Here is a 21,665-nt window from a genome sequence, read left to right as displayed (position 1 = left end):
TTTAGTAGCTGTTTGCGCATATTCATAAAGCGCTAGAGGCACTTTTTATACATAAATTTCGAGTATTCATGACCCCGCAAGAAATTCTGACCCAATACGGCCCACGTGAATCCATGGACTACGACGTGGTCGTGGTCGGGGGTGGCCCGGCTGGCTTGTCCACCGCCATTCGCCTGAAACAACTGGCTGCTGAAAAAGGCCAGGAGATCTCGGTCGTGGTGCTGGAAAAAGGCTCCGAGCCTGGGGCCCACATCCTCTCGGGTGCGGTGCTTGACCCGCAATCCCTCACCGAACTTTTGCCCAACTGGAAAGCTGACGGCGCACCACTGAACCAGCCGGTGACCGACGAGGCCATGATGTTCCTGAGCGAGACCACCGGCTACCGCACACCCAACATGTTCCTTCCCGCGTGCAGCCAGAACCACGGCAACTACATCATCAGCCTGGGGGCCCTGACCCGCTGGCTGGCCCAGCAAGCGGAAAACCTGGGCGTGGAAATCTTCCCCGGCTTTGCCGCCGCTGAAGTCCTGTACACCGAAGCCGGTGCCGTCAAAGGGGTCGCCACCGGCAACATGGGGGTAGAAAAGTCCGGTGAACCCGGCCCCAACTTCCAGATCGGCATGGAGCTGCTAGGCAAATACACCGTGTTTGCCGAAGGCTCACGCGGCCACCTGGGCAAACAGGTGATTGCCAAATTCAAACTCGACGAGGGTTGTGACCCCCAAAGCTACGGCATCGGCATCAAGGAGCTGTGGGAGGCCGAACCCTCACGCCACCAACCCGGTCTGGTAGTCCACACGGCCGGCTGGCCGATGGACAACGCCACCTATGGCGGCTCTTTCCTGTACCACCTGGAAGACAACAAGATTGCCCTGGGCTTCATCACCGGTTTGAATTACACCAACCCGTACCTGAGCCCGTTTGAGGAATTCCAGCGCTGGAAGACCCACCCGAACATCCGCTGGTATCTGGAAAACGAGAAGGGTGAAGTGACTGGCAAACGGATTGCCTACGGCGCACGCGCCATCACCGCCGGTGGCTTGATGTCCCTGCCCAAAACCGTATTCCCCGGTGGGGCGCTGGTGGGCTGTGAAGCGGGCTTTCTGAATGTGAGCCGCATCAAGGGCAGCCATGCGGCCATCAAATCCGGCATGTTGTGTGCAGAAGCGGCTTATGCGGCGGTCACAGCGGGGCGCGCACAGGATGAACTGAGCGCTTACCCAGAAGCCTTTGAGGCCAGCTGGTTACATGCCGAGCTGAACAAATCACGCAACTTTAAGGCCTGGTTCAAACATGGCCTGCGCGTGGGCACCTTGATGAATGGCCTGGAGCAGTTTGGCCTCAAAGGCAATATGCCCTGGACGATTCGCCGTGACAAGCCTGACCATGCTTACCTGAAGCCCGCCTCTGAATGCAAACCCATCGACTATCCCAAACCCGATGGCAAGCTGACCTTTGACCGCCTCTCCAGCGTGTTCATCAGCAGTGCCGCGCATGAGGAGAACCAACCCGCGCATCTGACGCTGAAAGATGCGTCAGTACCTGTCAACATCAATCTGGCCAAGTTTGCAGGACCGGAGGCACGTTACTGCCCGGCCGGGGTGTATGAGTTTGTGAAGAACGACAACGGCACAGATCGGCTGCAGATCAATGCCGCCAACTGTGTGCACTGCAAGACTTGTGACATCAAGGACCCGACGCAGAACATTGTCTGGGTTACACCGGAGGGCGGCGGGGGGCCGAATTATTCGGCGATGTGACACACACCCAACTTCATTGATCAGTCAACCACAAGGAGAAATTCCATGACCATACTCGTCGCCTACGTGCCACGCCCCGAAGGGGAAGCTGCGCTGGACAAAGGTATCGACATTGCCAAACGCCGTAATGAACTGCTGGTGGTGGTCAACGCCTCCCCCGGCGGCGGTAAAGTTGACCCCTCAGCGGTGAGCGTGACCGATGCCGAGAAGGTTCAAGGCAAATTGGCTCAATCCGGCGTGAACGCAGAGTTCAAGCAACTGGTTCGCGGAAAAGATGCGGTTGAAGAAATTGAATTGCTGGTGGAATCGATGAATGTTTCGGTGCTGGTCATCGGCCTGAGAAAACGCTCTGCCGTAGGCAAACTCATCATGGGCAGTGTGGCGCATGATTTGCTAATGACGGTGAATTGCCCGGTGTTGGCGGTGAAGGCCGGTGCTTGATGCCATGGGCTGTACGGTCTGTGGCACCTGAACACGAATACCTTGGACGCTCAATAATTCCATCTCTAAATCATCCGCGTATGACGTAAAGTGCCTGCTGTGCGCTCTTGCAGCGCTGGCAGGCTTTTTATGAGGAGAGACAGATGCAAACCAACAAACCCATCACCCTGAACGGTCAACCCATTGCTGGCGGCAAGTTTCCGCTGATCTGCACCCCACTGGTCGGGCGCACGCTGGACAGCATCATGGCCGAGCTGGCGGTGGTGTTGCCGAAAAAACCAGACGTGCTGGAGTGGCGGGTTGATTTTTTTGAGCAAATAGGGGACTCCGATGCCGTCGTTGCTGCAGCAAAAGCTATCAAAAAAGAAGCTGGCAGCATCCCGCTTATGTTCACCCGCCGCTCCACCCTTGAAGGTGGCGAAAAAATTGCCTTGAACGAGGGGCAGGTGATTGCCATGTATGTCGCGGTATGTGCCAGCAAGGCCATCGACCTGATCGACTACGAAATGGCCAACGACGCGGCCAATATCGTGCGCGTGCGAGATGCCGCCCGTGCCAACGGCATCAAGCTGGTGCTGTCGTTCCACAATTTTTCTTACACCCCTGGGTTGGAAACTTTGGCCAGCAAGTTCCTGATGGCGGATCAATTGGGGGCGGATGTAGCCAAAGTGGCCGTCATGCCGCGTAATCTGGACGATGTACTCACGCTGTTCAGCGCCACCCTTGAAGCCGGCAAAATACTGCGTATCCCGCTGATCTCCATGTCCATGGGCCCCTTGGGTGCCGTGACACGCCTGTTTGGCTGGACTTTTGGCTCGGCCCTGACCTTTGCCGTAGGTGCCAGCAGTTCAGCCCCCGGCCAGGTACCGATTGAAGACCTGAACACCGTGCTGGCGATTTTGCAGAAGTCGATGGGTGGCAAGTCGGTTTCCTGATGCCGATGCCGTTCAGGTTGTTGGCGCAGGACCCGGATGGACTTCGGCCACACGCAATACCTGATCCGCGTTACACCGTACCTGTCTTGCCATGTCTTGCGCCAACTGCAATCGGCGCAAGAGCCAGGGGTTGAGGTCTCCATCAAAGGGGTCGCTCAAACCCGACCACGCTGGCGGTGTGGCCAGCTGCGTGGCCAGTGCGGAGGCCAGATCGTGGCTCATCAAGGACACTTCGATGCTTTGTGTGGTCTGCTTCAAGGGCAGGTCAATCTCTTGGTGCGTCAGGCGGCCACGCTGCAGCAGCAACATGGTCTTGACGGTGGTCAGTTGAGCGAGCAGCTGATAACTGTAGGCCAATAACCGTCCCAGGGGTTCCAGCGGCGGACGCATGGCACGTGGCTCAGACAAAGAGCGCTGGGCGGCCTGCACCAGCGCCGAGAGGCTGTCGTAAGCTTCGCGCCGCGCCAGTCGCCATTGAAGTTCCGGCTCGTTGTCCACCGCCTGCAACTGCCACAAGCCCAGCGCCACCCGCGTGTGGCGTGCTTGGGCTGCCAGCGTGCGCTTCACCAACGCTGCCATCTGGCTGCGTTCCCATGACGGCAACACGTAGCTGAAAGCCCAGGCAATAGCCACGCCAAGCAGGGTATCCAGCATACGCTCCACCACGTCAAAGACCGGGCTTGGGCCGGCATTGAGCATCTGCACTTGCAGCAGGCCCAGCACGGTGGCCGCCACCGCTGTCACCAGGTAGTTCCTGATCGCAAAGGCATGTGCCACGGCCTGCGCCAACGTCACCACCACCAGCAAGGCAATTGGCGGGGTATGCGCATACAGCAGCAGGCCTGCCGCCATACAACCCATCAGGGTGCCGGTGGCCCGGCTGTTGCGCCGTTCCAGGGTTTGCGCCAGACTACCGCGCAACACCACCACAATGGTCAGCAAAATCCAGTAGTCATGTGTTCCCCAGGGCAAGGCCAACGACACGGCATACGCGGTGCCAATGGCCAGAGCCGCCCGAATGGCGTGGCGCAACGGAGGCGCGTTCCAGCGCCACAGGGCATCAAACGGCTGCCATGACCATGCCGTTGGGCTGACAAACAGTTGCCAGTTGGTCCGCACCAGGCTCACATCGGGCTCCACCTCGCCACGAGCCAGTGCGACCAAACGCAGGGCATCGTCATTCATATGGCCAATTCGATTTGATATACCCATGGCCAATATGGCCGGCGAGGGGCTTGCCTGATCTGCGGTGGCCGTGGCATGGTGGTCCCACTGCAGGTGCTCCAGCTGGGTGCGCCGGCTTTCAAATAACAAGGGTATGCGCCCCAGCATCAGGGCATCTGCCAGGGCATTCACCTCATCCGCCAATCCGTCCAGAATGTCGCGCAGCTCGCTCAGCATCGGTTCATGGCCGGGATGGGATTGCACCGTGTCCAGATCCAGTTCGCAGACCAGCAAATGGTCACGTATTTCCAGCACCAGAACAAGCATGTTGGCCAGCCGTTGGCGCAGCGTTGAACGTGGCGACTCCAGCAAAATGTCGCGCGCGGCTTGTAACTGGTCCGCCAGGGCTGCCTGTTGCTTGAGCAAGGTGCCGATCAGGGGTGCGCGTAATGGCGTGTCTCTTTCTGCCGCGGGCATCAATTGCTGTGCCTGGGTGTGCATGAGATGTGCCAGCGCCAGCAGGGTATCGGCCAGCATCTGCACGCGGTATCGTGTGTTGAGTGCGGCGTTGGCCAGGGTTGCCCAGATCAGGTACGACCCTGAACCCAGCGTGAAATAAAGGCAGGTGGTCAGGTTGGTGGCATTGTTGGTATGGTCTGGTACCGCCAGCGAAAACACCATGGCAAACATGACCGACACCGTGATCGGCAGCCCCCGCTTGCCCCAGGCACCTGCCAGAAAGGCCAGAAAACTGGCCGGTACCAGCAGCAGACCCAGCAGGATCGGGGAGGCGTGCAGCACCTGCACGGCCCAGAAAAGCGGCAAACCAATCAGGAAAGCTGGCAACAGCTGCCAGAACTTGCCCCGCTTGGGGGCAGGTTGGTCAGGCGGAATACACACCACCACCCCCACCGAAGCCGCTGCCGCGGCGAAAGCCCCCAGCCACAGATGGATGCTGCCCGAGATCAGCAACAGCCCCAATGCCGCGGACAGGCCATTGGTCACATAGTGGCTGAGTGCCATACGCAAGGTATCGCGTTTGTAGTTCTGGAAACGGGGCGTTGGCAGCATGGGTTGGGCAAGGATTGACTCTGATTTTCAGGGCATTGTTATCACCATGTCGAGTTGTTCCTTATGGATGCCAGAAACCACCGCCATCGCCCCAGGTCGAGGACCCACACCGGGTACTCCAATCACGCGTCAACCGCGAACTGGCCCAGGCTGCTGCATGAACCGGGGAGGTCGAATCGACATTGCGGACGGGCGAGGCGTGGGCCTGGTGAAATCCACGCAGAATAGGTGGTTATGACCCACACCGCCCCCCGCATCATCCTGGCCACACTGAATGCCCGCTACATCCACGCCTCACTGGGCCTGCGTTACTTGCTGGCCAATCTGGATCGGCATGGTGGTGCCGGCTTGCGGGCGCAAACGCTGCTGCGTGAATACACCATCAGCCGTGCGCCGCAGGAGGTGGTGGCGGATTTGCTGGCGGCTTTGGGCCCGCCGCAGGGCAGGGTGCAAATCATCGGCTTGGGCGTGTACATCTGGAACGTGACACAGACCCTGGAGGTGATCCGCCAACTCAAAACGGTGCGCCCCGATGTGAAGCTGGTGCTGGGTGGGCCAGAGGTCAGCCACGAGGTGGATCAGCAACCCATCACCGCGCTGGCTGACCATGTCATCACCGGCTGGGGTGATGTGAGTTTTGCCAAACTGTGCCGTGTGTTGATGGATGGGCCACAACCGCTGATGAAAGTGATTCCCGGTGAACAGCCACCGCTGGCAGATGTCACTCTGCCTTATGCCGAATACAGCGATGCCGATCTGGCGCACCGCCTGCTGTATGTGGAAGCCTCGCGCGGCTGTCCGTTCAAATGCGAGTTCTGCCTGAGTTCGCTGGACAAAACGGCCTGGGCCTTTGAGCTGGATCGGGTGTTGGTGGCGCTTGACGGTTTGTACCAGCGCGGCGCGCGCAACTTCAAGTTTGTGGACCGCACCTTTAACCTGAAGGTGGCGCACTCGGTGCGTATCCTGCAGTTTTTCCTGGATCGCTTACCCGCTGCGGATGCCCCCCCTAGCGAGCAGCTTTTCCTGCATTTTGAAGTTATCCCCGACCACCTGCCCGAGCGCCTGCGTGCCATGCTGGCGCAGTTTCCGCCTGGTGTGTTGCAACTGGAGGTGGGTGTACAAAGCTTCAATCCGGCCGTGCAGCACACCATTTCACGCCGCCAGGACAACGCCGCCACCGAGGCCAACCTGCGCTGGCTGCTGGCCCACACCCATGCGCACCTGCATGCCGACCTGATCTTTGGCTTGCCGGGTGAAACCCTGCCGAGTTTTGCCGAAGGCTTTGACCGCCTGCTGGCCATTGGCCCACACGAGATTCAGTTGGGCATTTTGAAGCGCCTGCGTGGCACACCCATTACCCGGCATACCTCCGCACATGGCATGGTGTATGACACCGAGCCGCCCTACACCGTGCAGCACACCGGTGTGGTGGATGCGGCCACGCTCCAGCGGTTTGCCCGTTTTGCGCGCTACTGGGACTTGCTGGCCAACTCCGGGCGCTATGCCCACACACTGGCGCTGCTGTTGCAGCACATGCCACAAGCCTCTCCTTTTGGGCGTTTCATGGCCTTATCGGACTGGTTGTGGCCGCACCTGGGTGCCACCCACAAGCTGACCCCAGAGGTGTTGGTGGATGCCTTGTTTGTCTACCTCAGCGCCCATGTGTCGCCAGACACCGTGCGCCAGGCCCTGCTGGACGACTACATCGCCAGCGGTGCGCGGGCCAACCCCCAAGCCTTGCAGGGCTTGCTGCCACGGCAGCTTCCCGCCAGCCCCCGATCCGTGCGCGTATTGGCGTCCAGGCAAGATCGGCACCGTGAAATGTCATAGGTATGAAAGTATTTAAGCCCATAATCCCAGCAGGCCTATTCGCCCGGACGGGGCTCTGGGCAAGGTCAGTGAACACATGGCAATGCCAGCCACATTGTTTGAGGAAACGAACTTATGCACATTATTCGAAAACTTCTTGCGATTTTTCTTTCGCTGTCAGGGACTCTGGCCGCAGCACAAAACGGGGTCACTGACAAGGAAATTCTGATTGGTCAATTTGCCGCCATGAGCGGCCCCGCCGCGCAGCTGGGCCAACGGGTACAGGTCGGTATGCAAGCGTATTTCACCGCGGTGAATGCGCAAGGTGGCATCAACGGCCGGTCCATCAAGCTGATCACGCGCGACGATGGTTATGAGCCCGAGAAAGCGGTGGCGGCGGTCAAAGCCTTGATCCAGGAAGACAAGGTGTTTGCACTGGCTGGTGCGGTGGGGACCCCGACGGGGCTGGCCGCAATGCCCATCGTGACTGAGCAACAGGTGCCATTGGTGGGCCTGTTCACCGGCGCACAGGCGCTGCGTGAGCCCTTTCACAAGGAAGTTTTTCATGTGCGGGCCAGTTACTTTGATGAAACCGAGCGCATCGTGCAGCACCTGACCACACTCGGGGTCAAAAAGATCGCCGTGTTCTACCAAAACGACTCCTATGGCAAAGCGGGCCTGGAAGGTGTGGAGCGCGCCCTGACCAAACGCCAGCTCAAACCGGTGGCCCTTGGCACCGTGGAGCGCAACAGCACGGACGTGACCCAGGCACTCGCCAGCATTCTGAAAGTGGAGCCCGAAGCCATCGTGCAGATCAGCGCGTACAAATCCTGCGCCGCGTTTATCAAACAGGCACGCAGCAAAGCTTATGGCGGGCAGTTTTTTAATGTCAGTTTTGTCGGCTCCAGCGCGCTGGCGCAAGAGCTGGGTGATACGGGTCAGGGTGTGGTGATCTCGCAAGTGATGCCCTTCCCGTTTGTGACCAAATTGCCGATTGTTCGGGAGTACCAGCAGCACATGCTGGCAGCGGGGCAAAAGGAGTTTGATTTCTCCAGCATGGAGGGTTACATGACCGCCCGTGTACTGACGGAAGGCCTGCGCCGCGCGGGTAAAACCCTGACGCGCGATAACCTGATCTCAAGTCTGGAAAGTATGCACGATGTGAGCTTTGGCGGATTTGTGGTGAATTACAGCGCCAAAGACCATCAGGGCTCCAACTTCACCGACTTGTCCATCATTGGGCGCGGTGGCAAGTTCATGCATTGATGCTCTTTATTTTGTAGCTATTGGCGCAGTATGGACAGGCGCTACAGCCCTGTTTTACGCATCATTTGAGAGAATGCGTCGCACCATCACCGGTGTCATCGCGCTGGGCTGCTCCCCAAGCTGGATGCACGCCAGCAGCGTCTGCCGCGCGCGTTCGGCGCTGGCTTCATCGGCTGCATGCACCAGCGCCAGCACGTCACCGGTGTGCACTTGCTGGCCGATGTGGGCAAACTGGGTGAAGCCGACGCTGGCATCAATGGGGTCGCTGGCTTTGCGCCGCCCGCCGCCGAGTTCCACCACCGCCAGGCCAATGTCGCGGGTCGCCATGCCGCTGACCCAGCCGTTGCGTGGCGCGGTCACCGGCAATTGCACCGGGGCGTGCGGCAGGTAGTGGCTGGGGCGCTCGGCAAAGTCAGCCGGGCCGCCGAGTGCACTCACCATGCGGGAAAACTGCTCCAGCGCTCGTCCGCTGGTCACAGATTGCTCTGCTTTTTGAAGTGCCTCGGCCTCGTTGGCGGCCAGGCCACCCATCAGCAGCAATTCGGCGCTCAGGCGCAGGGTGGCGATGCTTTGGCGCAGGTCGGTGGCATCACCTTTCAAAAAGTCCACCGCTTCCATGACCTCCAGCGCGTTGCCGCAGGCATGGCCCAGCACCTGGTTCATGTCGGTCAGCCAGGCGCGGGTGGGCAGGCCGGCCCCGTTGGCCACCTGCACCAGCGATTCGGCCAGGGTGCTGGCCATGTCCATCGAGTCGGCAAACGCGCCGTTGCCAACCTTCACGTCCATCACCAGGCCTTGCAGCCCGGCAGCGAGTTTTTTCGACAGGATGCTGGCGGTGATCAGCGGCACGGATTCCACCGTGGCGGTCACGTCGCGGATGGCGTACAGGCGGCGGTCTGCCGGGGCCAGCTCGGCGGTCTGGCCGATGATGGCGCAGCCCGCGCTTTGCAGGGCCTGGTGCAGGGTCGCCACGTCGGGCGTGCATTGGTAGCCGGGAATGCTGCCCAGCTTGTCGAGCGTGCCGCCGGTGTGGCCCAGGCCGCGACCCGAGATCATCGGCACGATGCCGCCGCAGGCCGCCACGATGGGGGCCAGCATCAGGCTGAGCTTGTCACCGACCCCGCCGGTGGAATGTTTGTCCAGAATCGGGCCGTCCAGCCGGGAACCAGACCAGTCCATGACCAGGCCGGAGTGGGTCATGGCCTGCGTCAGGGCCACGGTCTCATCTCGGCTCATGCCTTTGAGGAACATCGCCATGGCCAGCGCGGCGGCCTGGCCTTCGCTCCACGAGCCGTCGACCAGCCCCCGCACAAAGTGGTCAATGTGTATGGGCGAGAGCGTGTGGCCGTCGCGTTTGATGCGGATAATTTCTTGAGCGAGCATGGTGTGTTTGGGTTGGTGTGGGGGCGCTGCCAGCCTGCGACATGGCTGGGCTGCCGGGTTGCAAGGGGTGGGTCAGTAGCCGCCAGGCTGGGTGGGGCTTTCGTCGTCAAGCTCACCCAGCACCGCCTCAAGGTTGGCAAGCAGGCTGCTGGCACCAAGGCGAAAGCGTTTGGCAGTCAAGGCTGCCGCGCCCAGGTAATGTTGTGTGAGTGCTTCATAAATGATAGCTTCCTGCGCTGTCTTGATGCCGCCTGAGGCCTTAAACCCTGCATATTTTTGGGCGCTGGGGTGGGCCGTGATGGCGGCCAGCATGATGTGCGCCGCCTCGGGCGTGGCGTGGGTGGCGGTTTTGCCGGTGCTGGTTTTCAGAAAGTCGGCACCCGCATCCAATGCCAGTTGGCTGGCGCGTTGAATCAGCTCGGGGGTTTGGAGTTCTCCGGTTTCCAGAATCACCTTCAGCACCAGGCCGGGGCAGGCTTGGCGCACGGCCACAAGCAGTGTGGTGACCGCCGCTTCATCACCAGCCATCAGGGCCTTGTAGGGCAGCACCACGTCCACCTCTTGGGCCCCGGCTTGCACAATCTGCACGGTGTCGCGCATTGCTGCGTCCACATCCGCGTTGCCATACGGAAAGTTGGCCACGGCAGCCACGGCAATGTGCGGCGGCAACTGCGCACGGGCAAAGGCGGCCAGCCGGGGCCAGACACAGACGGCGGCGGTGGGGCCAAACGGGCTTTGGGCGCGTTGGCAGAGTTGGGCAATGTCGGCTTCGGTGTCAGCGTCGTTCAGGCTGGTGAGATCCAGGCAGGCCAGGGCGATGCGGGCGCTGCTGATCAGGTCATGTGACCAGGTAGGTGTGGTGTTGGAAGAGGTGTTCATGGCGGTATTGAAGCAAAAGTAAGGGCATTTGCAAATGGTTGCATTCTTGGAATGACCCGCACAGCGGCTGGCGTTTGTGGGTTAAAAAGGTAAGTCCCACCTCTTGAAAATGCTCGCCCGTCCACTATCTTGCGTGGCAATTGGTATGGGCAGCCCCCGATTTCTGGTACTCCAGTATGAGGGGGCTGCCCATACCGGTTGCCGCGCACGGCGTACCAACAAACCTTGGATTGACTTGCCGTTTTGTTTAGCGTGCTCATGGCAGCTGACCAATGATGTCAGCCAACAACCGGCTCGCCTTGGCACTGCCTTCCTGAGCCTGACTCAAGGTGTGGGCATGGCTCAGTTGCTCAGCCGACATGCCCGCCCCCAGGTTGGTGATGAACGACAAGGCCAGCACGCGCAGCCCCAGGTAACGCGCCAGAATGGTTTCAGGTACGGTGCTCATGCCCACCGCGTCCGCACCCAGCAGCCGGGCCATGCGGATTTCAGCCGGAGTCTCAAACTGCGGTCCCAGAAACCAGGCATACACGCCTTCAAAAAGCATAGCGCCTTGCGCTTGTGCTACCTGCACTGCAAGGTGTTTTAGCTCTGAATCATAGGCATCCACCATATTGACAAAACGCTCCGACCCGGTAAGGCCCACCAGGGGTGAGCGTTGCGGCAGGTTCAGGTGGTCGCTGATCAGCATCAGACTCTGCGGCGGCATGTCGGTGCGCAGGCTGCCCGCCGCGTTGGTTTGCACCAGCGTGTGGCAACCCAGGCCTTTTAACACCCGCAAAGGCTCGGCCATGCCGTCGACCGCACCGGTTTCATAACCATGCTTGCGCCCGCTCATCACTGCCACCGCTTGCTTGCCGATGTGGCCCAGCCAGAGCATGGCGCTGTGACCGGCCACCGTAGGCTGCGGAAACCCGGGCAAGTCGCTGTAGGGAATCTGGATCGCCCCGGTGATGTGATCCGTCAAACCGCCCCAGCCGGAGCCCAGCACCACGGCGATGCGGGGTTGCAGATGGGCGGCACGTTGGGTGATGGTTTGAATTGCATCAAGGATGTTGTTCATGGGTGATCCCTGTGGTTGTTCCGGCGCAAGCCCCCCAGAGGCTGGTGTGGCCGAGTGTTCATGTGTTGCCCAGATGCTCCGGCCCAAAGCTCTCGGGCAACAGGGCGCTCAAGGTGTAGCGCGGCCCCAGGGTGGTGTCGTTGGCGCTCAGGATCGGCATATCGGGTGCGCCAAATTCGCGCAATTTCTGGCGGCAACCGCCGCAGGGTGTGGTCCAGGCGCTGTTGTTTTGGCCGCCCTGGCCAACCACCAGCACCGCCAGTGCACGGGTGCTGCCGGCCAGCACCATGGCCGCCAAGGCCGAGGCTTCGGCACACAGGCCTTCAGGGTAGGCGGCGTTTTCGACGTTGCAACCGGCGTGGATGCGACCCTGGTCGTCCAGCACGGCGGCACCAACGGGGTAGTGGGAATAAGGTGCGTAGGCCTGGCGCTGGGCGCTGCGGGCCGCGTGTAACAAGGCTTGTTGCTGGGGCTCGGTGAGGGTGAAGGTGCTCATGGCTTGCACTTTACCGCGAAGCTGATCCTGATATTTGCTATCGTTGCCTCTGCATGCGCACGGCTTGCGTGATTTATCAGGAGTAAACAATGGCAATGGATGTGGTGGATTACGAGATTTTTGGCACCGAGATGCAGTATGTGGAGGTCGAGCTTGACCCTGGCGAAGCCGCCGTGGGTGAGGCGGGTGCCATGATGTACATGCAGGCGGGTATTCAAATGGACACGGTGTTTGGCGACGGCTCACAGCAGGGCGGCTTCTTTGGCAAGCTCATGGGCGCAGGCAAGCGCCTGATGACCGGTGAAAACATGTTCACCACCGTTTTCCAGAACGCCGGATCAAGCAAGCAGCGGGTGGCTTTTGCCGCACCTTACCCAGGCAAGATCATCCCGATGGATTTGAGCACCCTGGGCGGCACACTGCTGTGCCAGAAAGATTCATTTTTGTGTGCCGCCAAAGGCGTGTCACTGGGCATTGCCTTTCAGAAAAAGCTGGGCGTGGGTTTGTTTGGTGGTGAGGGCTTCATCATGCAAAAGCTCGAAGGTGATGGCCTGGCTTTTGTGCACGCCGGTGGCACGCTGATGGAGCGCACGCTGGCTCCTGGCGAAGTCTTGCGGGTGGACACCGGCTGTGTGGTGGCCTACCAGCCCAGCGTGGACTTTGACATTCAGTACGTGGGCAAGATCAAGTCGGCCCTGTTTGGCGGCGAAGGGCTGTTTTTTGCCACCATGAGCGGGCCTGGCAAGGTCTGGTTGCAGTCGCTGCCACTGTCGCGCCTGGCCAATCGCATCCTCTTGTCCGCACCCGCTGCGGGCGGCCGTTCTGCCGAGCAGAGTTCATTGCTGGGTGGTGGTGTGCTGGGCGGCAGCTTGTTGGGTGGTCTGGTGGGAGGGAATGATGACTGAGTGCTCTCCGGTTTGGTTCTGCACCCAGTCGTGGTATCCACTTTCAGACCCACATCGGTGAGCCGTATCCGACCAGGCTTGGTTTGGCACGGCCTGTGGTTTCGTGCTTGGACACCAATGATTTAAAAATGGAATGAGCTATGTGGTTGTGCTGCTTAAGAACGGAAGCCTGGGGTATTGAGTCCGATAGTCTCCTAGGCACAAAGCCGCAGGCAGCGTCAAAAATATCGTTTCAACTCAAAAAATCCCCCAAATGGGGGATACCTTGATGCTTTATTAGCCTACGACAATCAAACCAGATTCACAGATGTTTGTGATCAGACGTGCTCAATTAAAACCATGGGCTAATTTCTGTTCCGATATCGTCAAATCATCGCCATGGCGCACATTTTTGAGCTTCCTGGCGATCTCACTATCGCCAAAAGCGGTCATCAAAAACTCAAAAAGGAAATTTGTGCATAACTTTAAATTGACAATTCTTGGAATACTCATCGCTCTGACCACAGGTTGTGCTTCGATAACTGGCAGTGACATGCAACAACTGTCACTCACCGCCAAAGGTGACGATGCTAAAAGTGTCGAAGGTGTGAAGTGCACGCTTCAAAACGACAAAGGAACGTGGGAGGCGATCACTCCGAGTTTTATCAATGTCCGCCGTTCATCCGAAGACTTGACGGTTGAATGCAAAAAAGACGGCGAAAAAGATGGTTTGCTCAAGGCCATTTCCAGAGCTGCAGGCAGCATGTGGGGCAATATTGTCTTTGGAGGTGGTATTGGGGCCATCATTGACCACAACAAGGGTACTGGCTACAACTATCCTGATGCTTTGCCGGTGCAAATGGGTAGCTCTGTGATCGTTGATCGGAAAGCACAAGAGACCACGACGGCTGCCAAATAGCTTGTGTGAATGGCTTTGCTGTGCGTTCAGCAAAGCCCCAATCCATTGCATATCAAAGCGTACAGCATCTGTGTACGCAGTGTTTTAAGCTTTGTGCTCAGGCGCAAATAAGCTGAAAACGGAATAAGTTCTCTCTGAATCCTCGTCAACCACTGACATCTTGCAGGAGCGAAGTGTCCAATTCTCTGTCAGTTTGCGTGGTCAGGCTCGCCGGCTTTTGGCCCCCGCATCATGGTCAACGCCAGCACGGCGGAGGCCACCATCAGCAGCAGGCTGACCGCATTGAGCACCGGGGTGGCGCCTTCGCGCATGCGGCCATACATCATCACGGTGAGCGGTGAGTCCGAGCCTACCAGCATCAGCGTGGTGTTGAAGTTCTCAAAACTCATCAGGAACGAGATGGCGGCCGAGCCGATCAGCGCCGGTTTCAGGTAGGGCAGGGTGATGGTCCAGAGCACGGCGGCGCGGGAGGCCCCCAGGTTGTAGGCGGCTTCTTCCAGCGTGACATCGAAGCGTTTCAGGCGGGCGGTGATGGTCAGCGTGGCAATCGAGACGATGTACGAGAACTGCCCCAGCACCACCAGCGGCAAGCCGGGGCGCAAAAACTCCAGCTCCAGCCCCCACAGGTCATCGGCCAGGTTGGCAATGCGGCTGGCAAAGGCCAAGATCGAGATGCCCAGAATCACCCCCGGAATCACCAGCGGGGCCAGCATCAACAAGCTCAGGGCCTGCTTGCCGTGAAACTGGGTGCGCTCGATCAGAAACGCATTGGCCGTGCCGACCAGCACCGACAGCAGCGTGACCCAGCAGGCCACGATGACGCTGGTCCACAGGCTGCCCAGCATGGCACTGTCGGCAAACAAGCCGGTGCGGCCTGAGCCGTCGTGGCCCAGAAACCAGTCCAGCGTGAAACCGCGCCAGGGTGGGGCTGGGTAGGGCGCATCGTTGAAGGCAAACACCGCCACGATGAGCAGTGGCAGGAACAGGAAGGCAAAAAACGCCACGCCATACACCACGGTGCTGGCGCGTAACCACAGCGGGCGAGGCAACGAGGCAATCATGGGATGTTTCTCCCAATTTTTAAGCCAAATTGGCCTCTGGTGCAGTATTTGCAAGCGCAAACAGCTATCAATTGAATAGCAATCAAAGCGGTCTTCATGATCGTTGCATCACTTCGCCAAATTTTTGACCACTTAAGCGCAGGCCAGCCCAGACGATGGCGGTGCTCAAGCCCAGCAGCAAGAAGCCAAACGCCGCGCCCTGCTCCCAGTTGAAGCGGGTGATGAACTGGGTGTAAATTTGTTCGGTGAACCACTGCGAGTTTTTACCGCCCAAGAGCGTGGGGGTCAGGTAGTTGCCCAGGGTCAGCATAAACACCACAATACAGCCCGCCACAATGCCGGGGGCAGCGTGTGGAATGACGATTTGGCGCAGGATCGACCAGCCGTTGCCGCCCAGGTCGTAAGCGGCTTCGATCAGCGAGTCGTCCAGACTCTCCAGCGCACTGATCAGCGGGATGACCATGAACAACATCGAGGTGTAGACCAGCCCGACCAGGATGGTGGCATCGTGGTAGAGCATTTCCACCGGTGCGGGCGTGACCCCCAGCCAGACCAGGAAGGCGGGCAATACGCCGGATTCACGCAGCAAAATCATCCAGCCCAGGGTGCGCACCGTTTCACTGACCCAGAATGGGATCAGGCACATGACAAACAGCATGGATTTGGACTTTCCGCGCACCAGCTTGGCAATCGTCCAGGCGATGGGAAACGCCATCAGCAGGGTGATACCCGTGGCCAGGATGGACATCAGCGCCGTGCGCATGAAGGTGTGCCAGTACAGCGGCTCTTCATAAAACGTGCGGAATTGCGCCAAGCTGGGCTCGTAGACACGCGGGGCCACGCGCGCGCGCAGCGACAAAATGCTCAGCTCCACATGCGGCAACACGATCAGGCCGATCAGCCACAGCAGTGCTGGAGCCAGCAGCAACAGGAGCATCAAGCGAGCCTGGGTTTTCATGCTTGTGCGGCAAAACACACGGCGCGTTGTGGATCAAATCCAAACGCCACCGTTTCACCCACCGCCAGGTCGGCAAACTCGCCGGTTTGTGGCAAGGCGATGCGGAATTCGGTGTGGGACTGTGCCTCGTTCAAGAGCACGGCCGAGTTGGCTCCGTCAAACAGCAAGCTATTGACCGTGGCTTGCCAGTGTGGCAGACCGGCATTGGCAAACACGCTTGAGCTACGGGCCAGGCGTGCGACTTCGGGGCGTACAAACGCCTCAACCGAAGCACCAGGTGTTATTTGGCCCATGGCGCGCGCCGGAAGCACCAAACCTTGTGCACTGGTGACGGTGACCAGGCTGCCGTTCACATCGGTGGCGTGGCCGGCGATGCGGTTGTTGGCCCCGACAAAACCAGCCACAAACGGCGTTTGGGGTTCGTAGTACAGCGCTTGGGGGGTGCCCACTTGCTCAAAGTGGCCCGCGTTCATCACCGCCACATGGTCTGACAGCACCAAGGCCTCTGACTGATCGTGGGTGATGTAGACAAAGGTGGTGCCAAAAGCGGCTTGTAATTGCTTGAGCTCGATTTTCATGTGCTCACGCAGCTTCAGGTCGAGTGCGCCCAGGGGTTCGTCCAGCAGCAGCAAGGTGGGCTCCAGCACCAGGCTGCGGGCAATCGCCACGCGCTGCTTTTGGCCGCCCGAGAGCTGGTCGACGCGCTTGTTTTGGGCGCCGGGCAGGCTGACACGCTCCAGCATTTCACCCACACGACGCTGAATCTCGTCTTTGGCCACACCGCGGCGCGCCAGGCCGTAACCGACGTTGTCACCGACACTCATCATCGGGAACAGTGCCAGGTGTTGAAACACCATGTTGACGGGGCGCCGGTTGGGGGGTACACCGTTCATCGGCTTGCCACCAATCAGAATGTCGCCAGAGTCGGGGCATAAAAAGCCCGCAATCATGCGCAACAGGGTGGTCTTGCCACAGCCCGACGGCCCCAGAATGGAAAAGAAGCTGCCGCGTGCCACCGAGAACGACAAGTCGTCCACCGCGTGAAATGCACCATAGTGTTTGGCCACGCGTGTGGCTTGCAGGTCTGGCAGGGCAGCAGAAGATGTTGAATTCAAGTGATGTCTTGTGTAAAAGCCCAGTTCGCTGGGCCGTTGGATGGGTAGGAGCCCAGAGGGTAGGGCTCCTACGGTGTCATCCCGATCAAGCCTTAATTGGCTGCCTTGATGCGATCCAGCACGCGGCCTTCGATGTCTTCAATGCCAGCGGGCACAGCGGGGTACCACTTGACGTTTTTCAGCGCAGCTTCAGGGAAGCTGGCGGCAAACTGGGCCTTCAGCTTGGCATCGGCCAACTGATCGGCACCCTTGGAGGCGGTGAAGTTGCCTGCCTTGGCACCCACGCGGGCGGCGATTTCCGGGCGCATGTTGAAGTTGATCCAGGCATAGGCGGCGGCATCGTTCTTGCCTTTGGCCGGAATGGCAAAGGTGTCGATCCAGCCGAGTGCGCCGGATTTTGGCGCGATGAACTGGATTTCAGCCTTTTCGCCATTGAGCTTCCAGCCGCCGGTGTCCCACATCATGGCGCCGACAATTTCGCCAGAACGCATGCCGTTGAGCAACTGGTCTTTGTTGTCCCAGAAGAGCTTCAGATTACCCTTGCAGGCGATCATGGTCTTGCCGACTTCGTCCATCAGTTCGCCATAGGCTTTGGGGTTGCTGTACAGCGCAAACGGGTCTTTGCCAGCTGCAAACGCAAAGGCCAGCAGGGTCGGGCGTTTCAGGCGCACAGCGGTTTTGCCTTTGACATCGGCGCGGCACAGGTCGGGGTAATCGCTCATTTTGGTCAGGCTGGTGTTGACCACCAAACCGTCCGTACCCCAGATGTGGGGCAAACCATAAACCTTGCCCGCCAGCGTGGTGTTTTTCTTGGTGGCTTCCAGCATGGAGGGGATGAACAACTCGGCCTTGAGTTTGCTCAGATCCATCGGTTTGTAGATGCCAAATTCTTGCTGTGGGCCGGTGATGCGGTCTTGTGAGGGCTGGGCCAGATCGAACCCAGCGCCGCCGGTGGCGCGCAACTTGGAGATCATTTCTTCGTTGTTCGACAGGGTGATTTCAACCTTGTAGCCACTTTCCTTCTCAAACTGCGCCACCACATCAGCGGGTGCATAGTCGGCCCAGGTGAGTAAACGCAGGGTTTTCTCTTGCGCGCAGGCGGTGCCAACAGTGCCCAGGGCAACAATGCCTGCGGCAATCAATGAGTAGCGGATTTTCATGTTCAAGGTCCTTGGATGAAGTGGGGTGACAGCAGCAAGCTGCATCAGGCTCAGACGGCCTGAAGTCGGCAAGACTAAGACAGTCCCGTGACATTTTGATGTCAGACGGGTGATGGCGACATAGGGTTTACCCTAATCCATGGTGCCATTTGGGCATCCATCCACAGGCACCACTTGGATGCCGTCCCTCTCCCGATTCGGTTGGAAGCATCCCTTTCACCCCAAATGTTGGCCCACGATGCCCGCCAGTTCAAACATGGTCACCTGGGGTTTTCCAAATACCGCCAGCAGCTTGGCATCGGCGTTGATGGCGCGTTTGTTGGCGGCATCCTGCAGCTTGTTGGCCTTGATGTAGTCCCACAGTTTTTTGATGACCTGGGCGCGGGCAATCGGCTCAGACCCGATCACTGCAGCGAGTGCTGCACTGGGCGTAGAACCCGCCCCGGCGGCAGGTGTTTTGCGTGGTGTTTTGGCGGCAGCTGGTTTGGCAGTCCTTTTAGCCGGTGTTTTTAAGGGTTTTTGGCCTGTAGTTACCGTAGATGCTGCGCTAGCAGCTCGTGATTTTGAAGAGACAGCAGCTTTTGTCAACGGTGTCGCTGCTGTCTTGCGTGGCGGGAATTTGCTCGGGGCAAATTCAAAATTGACCTTGCCCGCGGTGGCATCCCAGGCCAGCATGGCCTTGAAGGTGCGCCGGGTGCGCATGCTGACAAACTTGTCCAGCAGATCGGTTTTTCCGGTGGCCAGCAGCTTGACCATTTGCTCGCGTTCAATCGGTTGCTGCAGGATGATCTGGCCGGTCTTGAACTCGCAACTGGGGGTAGCCTGTGCCGCGGTGGGGACGGATTTTTCGCACACATAATTTTTGCCGTGCTCAAACACGGCAGCACCACATTGGGGGCAGGCACCCAAGCTGGTCTGGGCTGAAAAATCGACCAGCTCACCGGTTTCCTCGCCTTTTTTATCGTCGCCAAAGTCAAATTCAAGCTTGTAGTTTTTGCTGTCCTCGTCAAACTTGATGACCATTTCGGCCACAAAGGGCCAGCCAGCTTTGGAGCGAAAGCCGGTCAGGGGGCCGATTTTGCGGTCACGCAAAAACTGCTCAACTTCAGCCAGCTCAAAAGTCCGTCCGGCCGGGGTTTTGCCAAATGAAAAACCGCAGCCCTCACTCTGGCCATCAGCGCCGGTGCAGCCATAACGGCGGTAGTTTTCCTTGACGATGCCACCGCAGTTGGGGCAGGGCGTGTGCAGCGTGGCAAAGTCGCCCGGTACGCTGTCGCGGTCGTATTCCTTGGCTTTTTTCACCATACGTTCGGTCATGGCAGCAATCTCACTCATGAAGGCCGTACGGCTGAGCTTGCCGTGCTCCATCTGGTTGAGCTTGTATTCCCATTCGCCGGTGAGTTCGGCTTTGGTCAGCTCTTGTACGTCCAGGCCACGTAAGAGTGTCATCAGCTGGAACGCCTTGGCGGTGGGGATCAGCTCGCGGCCTTCGCGCAGCATGTAGGCCTCGGAGATCAAACCTTCAATGATGCTGGAGCGGGTGGCCGGGGTGCCCAGGCCTTTCTCCTGCATGGCTTCGCGCAGTTCGTCGTCTTCCACGGTTTTGCCAGCGCTTTCCATGGCGCCGAGCAGGGTGGCTTCTGAGTAGCGTGCGGGTGGGCGGGTTTTCAGGCCTTTGGGGTCGACGGACTCGGCCTTGACCTTTTCGCCAGGCGCTACCGGCACCAGACTTTGCCCCTTGTCACCGTCTTTGCCGCCCTCGACTTCCAGTGCGGCTTCCTTGCCGTAAATGGCCAGCCAGCCCGGCTTGACCAGCACCTTGCCTTCGGTTTTGAAATGGTGCTCCTGAACCTTGGAGATACGTGTGGTGACCTGGTATTCAGCCGCAGGGAAAAACACCGCCATGAAGCGGCGCACCACCAGGTCGTAAATTTTTTGCTCTGTTTCCGAGAGCGCTCCAGGCGCTTGTAATGTGGGGATGATGGCAAAGTGATCACTCACCTTGGCGTTGTCGAAAATACGCTTGCTGGGGCGGATGTAGTTGTTGTTGAGGGCCGTGAGTGCGTGGGGTGCCAGGTGTTTCAGGCCGCTGTCGGCCAGCATTTCAAAGGTTTGTTTCACCACCGGCACATAGTCTTCGGGCAGGGCACGTGAGTCGGTACGTGGGTAGGTCAGGGCTTTGTGGCGTTCGTACAGGCTTTGGGCGATGGACAGGGTGGTTTTGGCGCTGAAGCCGAACTTGCTGTTGGCTTCGCGTTGCAGGCTGGTCAGGTCAAACAGGGCAGGCGAAGCCTGAGAGGTGGGTTTGCTTTCCTCTGAAACCGTGGCTTGTTGGCCGCGCACTGCTTCGGCAATGGTGCGTGCATCCAGCTCGCTCCAGACGCGATCTGCCTTCTTTTCGGCATCATCAGCGTCTTTTTTGTGCGCCGGGTTGAACCACTTGGCCGGGTAGTTGCCCGCCTGGGCGGCGAATGAGGCATGGATTTCCCAGTAATCGCGGCTGATGAACTTGCGGATTTGTTCCTCGCGCTCCACCACCACCGAGAGCGTCGGGGTTTGCACCCGGCCCACGGTGGTCAGAAAGAAGCCGCCGTCACGCGAGTTGAACGCGGTCATGGCGCGTGTGCCGTTGATGCCGACCAGCCAGTCGGCCTCGGAGCGGCAGCGTGCCGCGTCAGCCAGCGGCTGCATCTGGGCATTGCTGCGCAGGGCGCCAAAGCCTTCGCGAATGGCTTGCGGTGTCATGCTTTGCAGCCACAGGCGTTGTACCGGTTTGCCCAGGGGTTTGGCACCACCAGCGTATTGCTCGATCAGGCGAAAGATCAGCTCACCCTCGCGGCCCGCGTCGCAGGCGTTGATGAGTTGGCCCACGTCTTTGCGTTTGGCCAGTTTCACCACCGCATTCAGGCGGGTTTTGGTTTTGTCGACCGGTTTCAGGTCAAAGTGGGGCGGAATCACCGGCAGGTGGGCAAAGCTCCATTTGCCGCGTTTCACATCAAAGGCTTCTGGAGCCTGGATTTCCACCAGATGGCCTACGGCACTGGTGACCACATGGGTGTCGTTCTCAAAATGTTCGTCGTGTTTTTCAAACTTGCCTGACACCGGGGTCAGGGCGCGCACGATGTCTTGTGCCACGGAAGGTTTTTCGGCAATCACCAAGGTTTTCATCTGACTACAATCCTTTTCTCGCGCCCCTACACGGGCGCACACACAGGTGGGCACGCACACGCGCACCCATACGAGTTCACGATACCAAATTTTGACCGTGTCCAAAAAGTCGCCCGCCAAAACTGCATCACTC

General features: G+C 59.2%; 17 protein-coding genes. 7 read left to right on the top strand and 10 right to left on the bottom strand.

Annotation, left to right across the window (positions count from 1 at the left end; translation table 11 throughout):
* Positions 1 to 68 precede the first annotated feature (68 nt).
* The 3 genes from LDN84_RS21125 to aroD all read left to right on the top strand — a co-directional run bounded on the left by LDN84_RS21125 (position 69) and on the right by aroD (position 3,136).
* The gene (locus tag LDN84_RS21125; protein WP_223905645.1) at positions 69 to 1,760 is read left to right on the top strand and encodes an electron transfer flavoprotein-ubiquinone oxidoreductase; all 1,692 of its coding nucleotides are present in this window, start codon (positions 69 to 71) and stop codon (positions 1,758 to 1,760) included.
* Positions 1,761 to 1,805: 45 nt separating this feature from the next.
* Positions 1,806 to 2,201, top strand: a complete 396-nt coding sequence (locus tag LDN84_RS21120) for a universal stress protein (protein WP_223905643.1) — start codon at positions 1,806 to 1,808, stop codon at positions 2,199 to 2,201.
* Between the two features lie 143 nt (positions 2,202 to 2,344).
* Entirely contained in the window at positions 2,345 to 3,136 is a 792-nt protein-coding gene (gene aroD / locus LDN84_RS21115) for a type I 3-dehydroquinate dehydratase (RefSeq protein ID WP_223905641.1), read from the top strand.
* Positions 3,137 to 3,148: 12 nt separating this feature from the next.
* Here aroD and LDN84_RS21110 read toward each other — a convergent pair whose 3' ends face one another.
* A complete protein-coding gene (locus LDN84_RS21110) occupies positions 3,149 to 5,371 on the bottom strand; it encodes an FUSC family protein (RefSeq protein ID WP_223905639.1) in 2,223 nt (740 codons plus the stop codon).
* A 234-nt stretch (positions 5,372 to 5,605) separates the two neighbouring features.
* Here LDN84_RS21110 and LDN84_RS21105 point away from each other — a divergent pair, with 234 nt between their 5' ends.
* Complete coding sequence (locus LDN84_RS21105) at positions 5,606 to 7,201, top strand: B12-binding domain-containing radical SAM protein (RefSeq protein WP_223905637.1); 1,596 nt, start codon at positions 5,606 to 5,608, stop codon at positions 7,199 to 7,201.
* Positions 7,202 to 7,315: 114 nt separating this feature from the next.
* Positions 7,316 to 8,446 (top strand): ABC transporter substrate-binding protein, encoded by a 1,131-nt coding sequence (locus LDN84_RS21100; RefSeq protein WP_223905635.1) that lies wholly within the window; start codon positions 7,316 to 7,318, stop codon positions 8,444 to 8,446.
* 54 nt (positions 8,447 to 8,500) lie between these two features.
* On the opposite strand, the gene deoA is transcribed toward LDN84_RS21100, so the two are convergent.
* The 4 genes from deoA to cdd form a co-directional block, all read right to left on the bottom strand.
* On the bottom strand, positions 8,501 to 9,829 hold the full coding sequence (deoA, locus tag LDN84_RS21095) for a thymidine phosphorylase (protein ID WP_223905633.1): 1,329 nt from the start codon (positions 9,827 to 9,829) through the stop codon (positions 8,501 to 8,503).
* Positions 9,830 to 9,901: 72 nt separating this feature from the next.
* Positions 9,902 to 10,708, bottom strand: a complete 807-nt coding sequence (deoC, locus tag LDN84_RS21090) for a deoxyribose-phosphate aldolase (RefSeq protein ID WP_223905630.1) — start codon at positions 10,706 to 10,708, stop codon at positions 9,902 to 9,904.
* Between the two features lie 256 nt (positions 10,709 to 10,964).
* Positions 10,965 to 11,771 carry a purine-nucleoside phosphorylase gene (locus LDN84_RS21085; RefSeq protein WP_223905628.1) on the bottom strand — a complete coding sequence of 269 codons (807 nt, stop codon included), beginning with the start codon at positions 11,769 to 11,771 and terminating at the stop codon, positions 10,965 to 10,967.
* A 58-nt stretch (positions 11,772 to 11,829) separates the two neighbouring features.
* Complete coding sequence (gene cdd, locus LDN84_RS21080; RefSeq protein WP_223905626.1) at positions 11,830 to 12,267, bottom strand: cytidine deaminase; 438 nt, start codon at positions 12,265 to 12,267, stop codon at positions 11,830 to 11,832.
* Between the two features lie 89 nt (positions 12,268 to 12,356).
* On the opposite strand from cdd, the gene LDN84_RS21075 reads away from it, so the two are divergent.
* Entirely contained in the window at positions 12,357 to 13,172 is an 816-nt protein-coding gene (locus LDN84_RS21075; protein WP_223905624.1) for a TIGR00266 family protein, read from the top strand.
* 307 nt (positions 13,173 to 13,479) lie between these two features.
* Positions 13,480 to 14,070, top strand: a complete 591-nt coding sequence (locus LDN84_RS21070) for a hypothetical protein (RefSeq protein WP_223905622.1) — start codon at positions 13,480 to 13,482, stop codon at positions 14,068 to 14,070.
* A gap of 188 nt (positions 14,071 to 14,258) precedes the next feature.
* On the opposite strand, the gene LDN84_RS21065 is transcribed toward LDN84_RS21070, so the two are convergent.
* The 5 genes from LDN84_RS21065 to LDN84_RS21045 form a co-directional block, all read right to left on the bottom strand.
* Positions 14,259 to 15,131 carry an ABC transporter permease gene (locus LDN84_RS21065; RefSeq protein WP_223905620.1) on the bottom strand — a complete coding sequence of 291 codons (873 nt, stop codon included), beginning with the start codon at positions 15,129 to 15,131 and terminating at the stop codon, positions 14,259 to 14,261.
* A 94-nt stretch (positions 15,132 to 15,225) separates the two neighbouring features.
* Positions 15,226 to 16,089 (bottom strand): ABC transporter permease, encoded by an 864-nt coding sequence (locus LDN84_RS21060; protein WP_223905618.1) that lies wholly within the window; start codon positions 16,087 to 16,089, stop codon positions 15,226 to 15,228.
* Positions 16,086 to 17,204, bottom strand: coding sequence for an ABC transporter ATP-binding protein (locus tag LDN84_RS21055; RefSeq protein ID WP_223905616.1), 1,119 nt, complete (start codon positions 17,202 to 17,204; stop codon positions 16,086 to 16,088). The genes LDN84_RS21060 and LDN84_RS21055 overlap by 4 nt, the downstream gene beginning before the upstream one ends.
* 92 nt (positions 17,205 to 17,296) lie before the next feature.
* Positions 17,297 to 18,364, bottom strand: a complete 1,068-nt coding sequence (locus LDN84_RS21050) for an extracellular solute-binding protein (protein WP_223905614.1) — start codon at positions 18,362 to 18,364, stop codon at positions 17,297 to 17,299.
* Positions 18,365 to 18,580: 216 nt separating this feature from the next.
* Positions 18,581 to 21,532: a DNA topoisomerase III gene (locus LDN84_RS21045; RefSeq protein WP_223905612.1), complete on the bottom strand. Its 2,952-nt coding sequence runs from the start codon at positions 21,530 to 21,532 to the stop codon at positions 18,581 to 18,583.
* Between the last annotated feature and the right edge of the window lie 133 nt (positions 21,533 to 21,665).

It is taken from the genome of Rhodoferax lithotrophicus (genome assembly GCF_019973615.1).
Classification (GTDB): domain Bacteria; phylum Pseudomonadota; class Gammaproteobacteria; order Burkholderiales; family Burkholderiaceae_C; genus Rhodoferax; species Rhodoferax lithotrophicus.
Note: the sequence above shows the minus strand (reverse complement) of the source record. Positions and strands in the feature narration are given on the sequence as shown.